Annotated in this window: 10 protein-coding genes; 4 read left to right on the top strand and 6 right to left on the bottom strand. The window is 66.3% G+C overall.

The window, feature by feature from the left end; translation table 11 throughout:
• Positions 1 to 820 (bottom strand): DUF445 domain-containing protein (locus A8G08_RS18810; protein WP_157108654.1); only part of this gene is annotated, 820 nt, incomplete at its 3' end.
• Positions 821 to 1,177: 357 nt separating this feature from the next.
• Between A8G08_RS18810 and A8G08_RS18805 the strand changes: the two genes are divergently transcribed.
• The gene (locus tag A8G08_RS18805; RefSeq protein ID WP_245672898.1) at positions 1,178 to 1,867 is read left to right on the top strand and encodes a TetR/AcrR family transcriptional regulator; all 690 of its coding nucleotides are present in this window, start codon (positions 1,178 to 1,180) and stop codon (positions 1,865 to 1,867) included.
• Positions 1,868 to 1,897: 30 nt separating this feature from the next.
• Here the strand turns inward: A8G08_RS18805 and A8G08_RS18800 are convergent, their stop codons facing one another.
• Positions 1,898 to 2,935: an alpha/beta hydrolase gene (locus A8G08_RS18800; protein WP_245672897.1), complete on the bottom strand. Its 1,038-nt coding sequence runs from the start codon at positions 2,933 to 2,935 to the stop codon at positions 1,898 to 1,900.
• Between the two features lie 217 nt (positions 2,936 to 3,152).
• Here A8G08_RS18800 and A8G08_RS18795 point away from each other — a divergent pair, with 217 nt between their 5' ends.
• Positions 3,153 to 4,601 carry an ABC1 kinase family protein gene (locus A8G08_RS18795; protein WP_157108652.1) on the top strand — a complete coding sequence of 483 codons (1,449 nt, stop codon included), beginning with the start codon at positions 3,153 to 3,155 and terminating at the stop codon, positions 4,599 to 4,601.
• Positions 4,594 to 6,063, top strand: a complete 1,470-nt coding sequence (locus A8G08_RS18790) for a saccharopine dehydrogenase NADP-binding domain-containing protein (RefSeq protein ID WP_084436513.1) — start codon at positions 4,594 to 4,596, stop codon at positions 6,061 to 6,063. Before A8G08_RS18795 ends, A8G08_RS18790 begins: the two co-directional genes overlap by 8 nt.
• 153 nt (positions 6,064 to 6,216) lie before the next feature.
• On the opposite strand, the gene A8G08_RS18785 is transcribed toward A8G08_RS18790, so the two are convergent.
• A complete protein-coding gene (locus A8G08_RS18785; RefSeq protein ID WP_068277538.1) occupies positions 6,217 to 7,167 on the bottom strand; it encodes an AurF N-oxygenase family protein in 951 nt (316 codons plus the stop codon).
• 171 nt (positions 7,168 to 7,338) lie between these two features.
• Positions 7,339 to 7,560 carry a hypothetical protein gene (locus tag A8G08_RS18780; protein WP_068277535.1) on the bottom strand — a complete coding sequence of 74 codons (222 nt, stop codon included), beginning with the start codon at positions 7,558 to 7,560 and terminating at the stop codon, positions 7,339 to 7,341.
• 213 nt (positions 7,561 to 7,773) lie between these two features.
• Between A8G08_RS18780 and A8G08_RS18775 the strand changes: the two genes are divergently transcribed.
• Positions 7,774 to 8,262, top strand: a complete 489-nt coding sequence (locus A8G08_RS18775; protein WP_222844281.1) for a DUF6328 family protein — start codon at positions 7,774 to 7,776, stop codon at positions 8,260 to 8,262.
• Positions 8,263 to 8,280: 18 nt separating this feature from the next.
• Here A8G08_RS18775 and A8G08_RS18770 read toward each other — a convergent pair whose 3' ends face one another.
• Complete coding sequence (locus A8G08_RS18770; protein WP_068277529.1) at positions 8,281 to 8,463, bottom strand: hypothetical protein; 183 nt, start codon at positions 8,461 to 8,463, stop codon at positions 8,281 to 8,283.
• A 25-nt stretch (positions 8,464 to 8,488) separates the two neighbouring features.
• Positions 8,489 to 9,454 (bottom strand): S1C family serine protease, encoded by a 966-nt coding sequence (locus A8G08_RS18765; RefSeq protein ID WP_245672896.1) that lies wholly within the window; start codon positions 9,452 to 9,454, stop codon positions 8,489 to 8,491.
• Positions 9,455 to 9,701: the final 247 nt, after the last annotated feature.

Raw genomic sequence — 9,701 nt, 5'->3', positions numbered from 1 at the left:
CCATGATCTCGTCCTTGACCCGCTCGGCCTTCCGGATCGTGGCCTCGTCGTGCTGCAGGTCCTCGGCGAAATCGACCAGGAACCGGTTTGCCGCGAGGCGCACCTCATGGTCGGGCGTAGAACGCACCTTCCAGGTGAACTCGACGAGCTCGCGGTAGATCTTCTCCGAAAGCATGATGTCGACGAATTTGGGCGACCAGGCCGGCGAATCGCGCAGCACGATCTTGTCGATGGTCTCCTGGCTGGCCAGCGCCCACTGATGCGCACGCTCCGCGAGCATGTCGACCAGCGGCTGCTGCCGGTTCTCGGACAGCAGTTCGGCGAGCACCTTTCCAATCGGCGGACCCCACTGCGGCTCGGCGATCCGGCGCACGATGGTCTGGTCGATGACCTGGTGGACGTCCTCATCGCGCAGCACCCCGACGAGGGCGCCGAGCATCGCCGAGGATTCCGCGGCCACCCGCTCGGCGTGCCGTGGCTGCGCCATCCAGCCGCCGAGCCGCATCGGGATCTGCGCGGACGCGACCTTCGCGGTCACGACGTCGGCGGCAAGGAAGTTCTGTCCGACGAATGCGCTCAGGCTCTCGCCGAGCTGGTCTTTCTTCTTGCGGATGATCGCGGTGTGCGGAATCGGCAGCCCCAGCGGATGCCGGAACAGGGCCGTCACCGCAAACCAATCGGCAAGTGCACCGACCATGCCGGCCTCCGACGCGGCGCGCACGTAGCCGACCCACTCCCCCGCGCCGCGGGACTCCTGCCAGCGACAGAACAGGTAGACGATGGTCGCGAAGACCAGGAACCCGGTGGCCACGAACTTCATCCGGCGCAGATCGCGGCGTTTGACGGCCTCGTTCAGCGGTCCCGGCACCAGATCGGGTCGGCGGCCTACGGCCGTCGAGCGCGGTGCAGGACTGCGCTGCACGTCCAACTGTTGAGTCGTCGTCGCTTCCACCCCATAAGTGTGCCCAATTCGAGCGGACTGCCTCGGGGCTCGCCTTCCCGGCCGCCGCCGCGCAGGCGTTTCGATATCCCGACTTCCGCCGGGCAGTGTTTCGACGTCCGGCGTTCCGCCGGGTGGGGGAAGATGGGTGCGGCCTAAGCTTGAGATCGGCGGTCCGCGGAGCGGGCCGCGGCGAAACCAACTTTCTAGGGAGCGATCCTGTCCACCGACGAAGCCGTGCACGTCGACCGGCAGCCCGCCGCGGAGAAGCCCGACGGGCGCAAACGGCGCTGGCGTGAGCACAAGATCGCCCGTCGCGAGGAACTCGTCGACGGCACGCTCGCCGCGATCCGTGCGCGCGGCAGCAACGTCGGCATGGACGAGATCGCCACCGAAATCGGCGTGTCCAAGACGGTGCTCTACCGCTACTTCGCGGACAAGGGCGACCTGATCAACGCGACGATGATGCGCTACGTGGAGACCATCCTGGCGCCGCGCATCTACGCCGCGATCGCCAGCGGCGGCGGCGAGTACGAACTCACCCGCTCCGCCATCGCCGCGTACGTCGAAACCGTCGCCACCGATCCGGACATCTATCTGTTCGTCATGGGCAACAACGCCGGCACAAACCAACACGTGATCGCCGACTCCGAGCGCATGTTCGCCGAGGTCGTCGCGACCGTGCTGGGCGAGCGCGCCCGGCTGCTCCAGATGGACTCCGGCGGCTCGGTGCCATGGGCCTATTCGATAGTCGGCGGCGTGCAGCTCGCGACGCACTGGTGGATCTCGAACAAGTCGATGTCCGCCGACGATCTCATCGACTACCTGCTCATGATGACCTGGAGTGCGATCGAGGGCATTGCCCGGCACGGCGGGTCACCTGCCAAGTTCAAGGCCCAGGAACACGAACTGCCCCGCCCCGAGTAAGGCGAGGCAGCCGATCGTGGCCGCGGTGCGTTAAGCCGGCACGTGTCGCTTGGCGAACTTGCCGATCCGCACGATCGCCTCCGCCGCTTCCGGCAGCAGGTCCGCCGCGGCCTGGAACACGTGGAACTGACCTTCGAAAAGCTCTAGTTCGCAGCTGGCACCTGCGTCGGCGATCGCCGCCGCGATGTACTCGGCATCAACGACGAGCATCTCGTCGGCACCACACTGCACCAGCACCGGCGGCAACTCGGACAGGTCGGCATCCAGCGGCGAGGCCACCCGCCCGTGCCAGAGACGGCCGCGCTTGGCCTCCACCTTCGTCATGAGCTCTGTCAGCGAGACCAGCGCGTTCGCCGGGAACATCGGATCGTGCATGTCGCCGAGACGCTCGAGCTTGCGGCAAGGGTCGGTGTCGATGAACGGCGACTGGCACACGATCGCCGCCGGGCTGGGCAAGCCGCGCTCCTTGGCGAGCAGCGCCGTCATCAGCACCAGGAAGCCACCGGCCGAGTCGCCGGCGAAGACGATCTGATCCGCCCGGTAGCCCTGATCGAGCAACCACTCGTAGCCGTCGAGGCAGTCCTCGACCGACGCAGTGATCGGGGTGTCGGGCAGCATCCGGTAGTCGACGGCGAGAGCCGGCGCGTCGGCGGCCGCCGAGATCATCGACAGCAGCCGCCGGTGCGTATTGAGGCCGCAGCAGACGAAGGCGCCGCCGTGCATGTACAGCACGACGCGGTCGTCACCGGTGACCTCGGGTGCGCGCAGCCACTCGGCGTCGCAGTTCGGCAGTTGCACCGGGTGGTGCCGGGTGCCCCTGATCGGAGGCAGCGCTGCGGCAACCTTGTCGATCGCGAAGAACGGCCACGGCAGGCTCGGCACCGCGCCCCAGGCCTGCAGTACCGGCCGAATGGTCAGCTGCAGCGCGCGCCGCAGGGACAGGCTCTGCCAACTCGGTCCGTCGAAGACGGTGATCTTCGGGACGTTCTCGGTGACGTACTCGGTCGAGACTGAAGGCCCGTAGCCGTTGACTGCCACGTCGGCTCCCTTCTCCTGCTTGGGCGGCACGATCGAAAGATGGGATCCACGTCGCTTACGAAACGAACCCGCTTCAGAATCTGGTCGCACGGGCTCCCTTTCCGCCTGACAAATGTAACGTCCATCACGTCTTGCCATGTTTCTTCGTCGCCCGAGACCATATGGTTACGCTTCCCGAGTCGCGCACGCGGGTACGTGACAGTGTGTCATCTGGCCCGAGGCCGGCCGACGGACGACGGAGGTTCGATTGCCGAAGCAGGTGCCGACCTCACGCCTGGCGAGAGGATCGAAGCTCGGCGCCGCAGCCGCTGGGCAGGTGCTTCGCAGCGGCAAAACCCGGATGTCCATGGTGGGCCGCTCCGAAGAAGTCCGCGAGCAGTTGCGCGAGGAATCGACGATTCGCGCAGCCGAACAGTTGGTCACCGTGCTCGGCGCGATGAAGGGCGTCGCGATGAAGCTCGGCCAGATGCTCTCGGTACTCGATCTGGACCTCGTCCCGCCTGCCCACCGCGAGGCCTTCCAGGAGAAGCTGGCCGTTCTGCGTGACAGCGCGCCGAGCGTCCCCTTCGCCGACATGCGTGCCGTCGTCGAGGCCGACCTCGGTGCCCCGATCACCGAACTGTTCGCCGAGTTCGAGTCCGAACCGATCGCCGCGGCGTCGATCGGGCAGGTCTACCGGGCGCGACTGCATGACGGCCGGCAGGTCGCGGTCAAGGTGCAGTATCCGGGCATCGACGCCGCGGTGCGCGCCGACCTGCGCAACCTCGTAATGCTGCGCCGGGTGATCCAGTCGGCAATGCCGTGGGTGACCTCCGCTGTGCTCGACGAACTGACCGACAACATCGAGAACGAACTCGACTATCAACTCGAGGCGCGCACGCATACGCGGATCGCGGAACTTTTCCAGGGGCATCCGTTCATCGCGGTCCCGCCGCCGGTGCCCGAACTGTGCCGCACGCGGGTACTGGTGAGCGAGTACTTCCCCGGCATCGGTTTCGCCGGCATCGGCGACTTGCCGCAGGAGACCCGCGACCGGATCGGCGAGATCGTCTACCGCTTCTACGTCGGCTCGTTGTTCAGCTTCGACGAATTCTGCGGCGACCCGCATCCTGGCAACGTGTTGCTCGGCGAGGACGGGCGCGTGGCGTTCATCGACTTCGGCCTGTTCAACACCATGGACCCGGCACTCGTGGACTTCGAACTCGATTGCCTGCGCGCAGCCGCCGAGGACCGTGGCGAGGACCTCTACCGGCTGTGGGAGCGGCGGGGCGTGTTCGACTCGACACAGCCGGTGTCGGTCGACGAGGTTGTCGATTACGTGTACTCGGCCTCCGAGTGGTGCCTGGTGGATCAGGAACTGCGGATCACCCCTGAATTGGCAAGCGGCGCTTTCCTGCTCGCAATCGATCCGCGCGCAACCGAGTTCGCCGGAATGAAGCAGCAGAACCTCCCACCCGAGCACCTGTTTTCCCGTCGCGCGGACTTCCTGACCTTCGGCATGCTCGGACAACTCGAGGCATCCGCGAATTGGCACCGCATCGCGCGCGAGTGGATGTACGGTGACGAGCCGGCCACGGAACTCGGTCGCGCGCACCGGGAATGGCTCGATACCAGCGCCACGGCGGCCACCCGCCGCCGCCTGCACGGACGATCGCAAACAAACCGCAAGAAATCGAAACGGGGGTCGCATGACTGAGCCAACGGCCGAACCGACTACTGGGCCAGCGGCGGAGCCGCCTGCCGAGCCGAAGGCCACGCCGGCCAAGAAGACACCGGCCAAACGAACGCCCGCCAAGAAGGCCGCACCTGCTGCGGCCGCCAAGAAAGCCGCGCCCGCCAAAAAGAGCGCTCCCGCGAAGAAGGCCGCGCCGGCTGCGGAGACCCAGCCCAAGGCCGAACCCAAGCCGAAGGGCAACGAGCGCGAGTTCGACGTGGTGCTCTACGGCGCAACCGGATTCGTCGGCGAACTGACCGCGAAGTATCTCGCCATGGCCGCGCCGACCGGGGCTCGCATCGCACTGGCCGGGCGCTCGGCCGACAAGGTCGCCAAGGTGCGCGCGGGACTCGGTGCGGGCGCGCAGGATTGGGCGATCGTCACTGCCGATGCGTCGGACGAGAAGTCGCTGGTCGACCTGGCGGGGCGCACCCGCGTAGTCGTCACCACCGTCGGCCCATACGCGAAGTACGGGCTGTCCCTCGTCGAGGCATGCGCGCGCGCCGGAACGCACTACGCCGACCTCACCGGCGAGGTGCTGTTCGTGCGCGACAGCATCGACCGCTTCCAGGAGCACGCCCTCGCCACGGGAGCACGCATCGTGCACTCCTGCGGATACGATTCTGTCCCTTCGGATCTCGGCGTCTATGCCACTTACAAGCAGTCGATCGCCGACAACACCGGCGAGCTCACCGAGTCGACGATGGTCGCTACGGCGAAGGGCGGGTTCAGCGGCGGCACCATCGCGTCCGGCCGCGGACAGGCCGAGGCGGTTATGGACGACCGCTCGTTGATGAAGGTCACAGCCGACCCGTACGCGCTGTCCCCAGACCGCGCACTCGAGCCCGATCTCGGCAAGCAGTCCGATCGCGCACTGTCCCCCGCGAAGTCCATCGATCCGAGCCTTACGGGCTGGGTAACCACCTTCATTATGGCGAGTTACAACACCCGAATCGTTCGCCGCAGCAACGCATTGCTGGGCTGGGCTTACGGCAAGGACTTCCGCTACCGCGAGGTGATGGGCACCGGGAAGACCGCCGCTGCTCCGGTCATCGCGACGGCCACAGCGGGCGTCCTTCCCGTGGGCCTGACGCTCATGGCCGTGCTTACTCGCGGCTGGGGCAACAAGATCCTGGACCGGGTACTGCCCAAGCCGGGCACCGGACCGAGCCAGCAGACCCAGGACAACGGCTGGTTCCGCAGCGAGTTCATCACCCACACCTCGTCCGGCGCGAAGTACCGGACCGTGGTGGCCGGCGATGGCGACCCTGGCTACAAATTGACCGCCGTCATGCTCGGAGAGTCCGGGCTCGCGCTCGCATTCGACGAGTCGAAGCTGTCGACAGTCACGGGAGTCGCGACCCCGGCGACCGTCATGGGCGACACCCTGATCGACCGACTGCGGGCTGCGGGCCTGACGATCTCGGTCGAGCGGGTGAGTTAGGGGCGCGCTCCCTCGTCATTGGTTACGAGCGGAAGTCGACCGGACGGGGTGAACGGAAGCGTTCACTCCGTCTAACGCAACGAATCTTCCGTTCACGGCCAATGACTGCGCAGGTTCATCCACAACGCCGAACTGCTCCACCGGGCAATTCGGTCACTTCGCGGCGAGCTCGGCGGGCACCGAGCGCGTCAGCTTCCACAGGAACTTGGTGACGGCGCCGTCGTACATCCCCACCTCGGCGAAGTACCGCAGCATCGGCTCGGACATGAAGGTCATGTTGATCCGGTACTGCGGGCTCCGCATCGCGGCGGCGAATCCGCGCGCCGGGCTGATCCCCACCGAGCGGTAGACCCGTGGCGTGATCATCAGGGGGTAGACGACCACCGCAAACCCCGCGAGTGCGGCGCGGTGCGGGGCTCGGCGCAAGGCATTTCGCTTCTCGAGCCCGCGGCGCATTTCGGCCCGCGCATAGCTGATGTGCCTCGCCTCTTCGAGCACATGGATGCGCATCAACTGACGTACATGCGGCTGGACACCGGGGTCGGCCATCGCCTGGCGCTGCCCCCGGTCGAGCACCTCCTCGATGAGCAGTGTGCCGCCGTAGGTCGCCGGACCGATCGGCATCAACTGCACGACGCGCTCGAGCAGTCGGGATACCGCGGGCTGGCGATACGCCGGGACGCCGGTCTTCTCGATCAGCCGGGCGAACATCGTCGAATGCCGGGCCTCATCGGCAATCTCGGTCAACGCGTAGAGCGAATGCGCCGACGTCGCGGGCCCGTGCCCGACCACGCGCAGGAGGATTCCGCTCAACACCGCCTCGGCCCAGATACCGAAGCTCAGGAGACTGACGAGTTCGTGCTTGCCCAGCTCGATTCGCTGTTCCGGGGTGAGCTGGTCCCACAGTTTGGTGCCGTAGAGCGAGATTCGCTCTTCTGGCAGCCAAGCCTTGCCCTCGACCCACGGGGCGTCCCAGGCAATGTCGACATCCGGGTCGTAAAACTTTTCGGCTGAGGATCTCAGGAGCCGGGCCGCAGTGCGCTCACGGTCCTCGTTGCGTTGCGCTTCCGTCGTTCGGGACCGCCGCTGTTCGACACCCGACACCGCGGCTCACCTCCTTGTAAGCACGCTCGCCGCACGCGGATTTATCCGGTACTCCGCGTTATAGGTACAACAAGAAGTGTGTTACCTGTTACGGAGGGTGTCAAGCATCCGCGCCGTCCCGAGACACGAGCAAGCCGCCCTCCTCGGGCGGCCCGCAGCGCAGTTCGCGGGTCAGAACATATGTGGCGTTTCCCGGTGCAGCTTGTGGTCGTGGTGGACCGTGCCACCCACGATTCCCACGGCCAGCGCGACCGCCCCAACGAAGATGAGCGCAGCGATGAGCGCCCACCCTGTGAAGCCGTATCCCGCGGCGACCAGGAAACTGCCTGCGGATACGACCGCGATCAACGCGAGAACGTATCCGGCCCAGCCAGCGAAGATGTTCAGGCTCATGAGGTCTCCTCTCCTCATGTGCGAACGCCGGCTCGCGACGTTCGGTCGGAACGGTGATTTCCACGGTACCCCCGGCATACCCGCTGGCAGGCGGTGTTCACCGAATGGTCACGAAGCTGCTCTACGACCATTGGACGTGGGTATGGTTCAACAGTGAATTCGCAGGCCACCGGCGATGACGATTGGTATGCCAACGCCCGCAACGAGACGCGGATGGAGCGTCTCGACCGCAATTGGCTGAGCCTGCTGCAGGAACTGCGCGTGGTGCAGACCGGCGTGCAGCTGCTCACCGGATTCCTGCTGACACTGCCGTTCCTGGATGAGTTCGAGGACTTGTCCGGCCAGCAGAAAGGTATCTACCTCGGGACAGTGGTGTGTTCGATCGTCGCGACCGCATTGCTTGTCGCGCCGGTAGGAATGCACCGCATGCTGTTCCGCCGCCACCAACTCGATCTGCTCGTTGACGCGGCGCACCGCTGCGCGATGATCGGCCTGATCATGCTTGGCGCCGCACTCACGGGCGTCATAGCGCTTGTGTTCTCCGTGGTGGTCGGACCGGTCGCGGCCTGGGTGGCGACTGCCGGTGTCGCGCTGCTTCTGCTGATCCTTTGGATCGTTCTGCCGCTCACCGTCCGTCGACACGAACCCGACAGCACGGAACCGCTCACAGATCTCGGCGAGGAGAAGGACGTCCGTCGGTAGTTTCGCGACTCGGCTCCGCTAAGCCCGGAACTCGTCCTCTTCGTCGCCACGGCCGACTTCGACCTGCTGCTCCAACACGTCGGCCGGGTTCGCCTCGACCGCTAGCGTGCTCACTTCAGGTGAATCGGGTTCGTCGCCGACGAACTGACGCTGTTCGAAAACATCGTCGAGCGGTTCTTCGATTTCCGGTGACTCGCTCATACGACAATTGTCCTCTTTTCGGCCGCTAGTTCGGCGGGCCTTCGTCCAGTTCTAGCGTCGTCCGGCGCAGCATCCCCGCGCCGTCTATCCAGCCGAGATCCAGCATCTCGCCGGGTTGCGCCCGGGTGATCACCTTGCGCAGATCGTCGGTCGAGCCGACCGGGCGACCGTTGGCGGCCGTGATCACTGCCCCGTCCGGGATACCAGCGCGATACGCGGCCGAACCGTAGAAGGTGACGTCCACTTTTGCTCCGCCCGGCGCATTGGAGATCATCACCCCGAGCTCGGCAGTGCGCCCGATATGGACCGTGTCCGACGGGACGCCAGAGCGAATCTGCGTGACGATGGCCATCGCGTCGGCGATGGGGACTGCGTATCCGTTGGTCGGCTGGTGCAGTTCCCGCGCCACCTCGCCCGAGGCCGCGGTCACGACCCCGACGACCGCGCCCGACCAGTCGACGAGTGACCCGCCGGACTGACCTGCCGAGACTTCGGCCTCGACCTCGATCAATCCATCGATCGACTTACGCGAATAATCGGCCTCATTGCGCGCCACGATCGATTGGTCGAGGTTCGTCACCTTGCCGAGCACTCCGGTCGGTATCCCGCCGGCACCCCCGGCATTGCCGATCGCCATCACCTGATGGCCGATACGCACGGCTTTCGAATCACCGATCCGCGCGACGGGCAGCCCCGCAGCGCCCTCGAGTTGGAGCAGCGCGATATCGCGCGATGCGTCGTAGCCGAGCACTGTCGCGTCGAACGTCTCGCTCGTTCCCACATCTGTCACGGCGATCGTTTCCGCGCCCTTCACCACGTGATGGCTGGTGAGCACCTGCCCGTCGGGGGTGAGCACGATTCCCGTTCCCGCGCCTTCCAGTCCGAGCGGCTCGAGCGAAACGTCGATATTCGCCAGGACAGGGTTGACGGTTGCCCCGACGGCCACCGGATCGAGCGGAGGCGGTGGCGGCGGTGGTGGCGGGGCAGGCACGGTCTGCAGGGTTCGCGTGCCAAAAGCCCCAGGTCCGCCGCATTGTTCGACGGCACCGAGAACCACGAAGACGGCGAGCAATGCGAGCAGGACGGGGACGACCCCGCGCCCACGGCGTTCTCGGGCGCGAGGCGCTGTCGACGGTGTTCGCTCGCCAGGAACCAATTGCACTCCGCCCGCGCAGGTCGCTTGGCACCCAGCCTAATCAACGCTCGGCCGGTACACAGCGCGTGCCAAAACTCCGCTC

It is taken from the genome of Aldersonia kunmingensis (assembly GCF_001646865.1).
Taxonomy (GTDB): domain Bacteria; phylum Actinomycetota; class Actinomycetes; order Mycobacteriales; family Mycobacteriaceae; genus Aldersonia; species Aldersonia kunmingensis.
The sequence above is the reverse complement of the archived record's forward strand: the minus strand, read 5'-3'. Positions and strand labels throughout refer to the sequence as shown.

What these genes read in the sequence shown, in the direction of transcription:
- A8G08_RS18790 (WP_084436513.1), top strand. Translation starts at nt 4,594, where the DNA reads ATGACTGAGCCAACGGCCGAACCGACTACTGGGCCAGCGGCGGAGCCG.
- A8G08_RS18780 (WP_068277535.1), bottom strand. Translation starts at nt 7,560, where the DNA reads ATGAGCCTGAACATCTTCGCTGGCTGGGCCGGATACGTTCTCGCGTTG.
- A8G08_RS18775 (WP_222844281.1), top strand. Translation starts at nt 7,774, where the DNA reads ATGGAGCGTCTCGACCGCAATTGGCTGAGCCTGCTGCAGGAACTGCGC.
- A8G08_RS18770 (WP_068277529.1), bottom strand. Translation starts at nt 8,463, where the DNA reads ATGAGCGAGTCACCGGAAATCGAAGAACCGCTCGACGATGTTTTCGAA.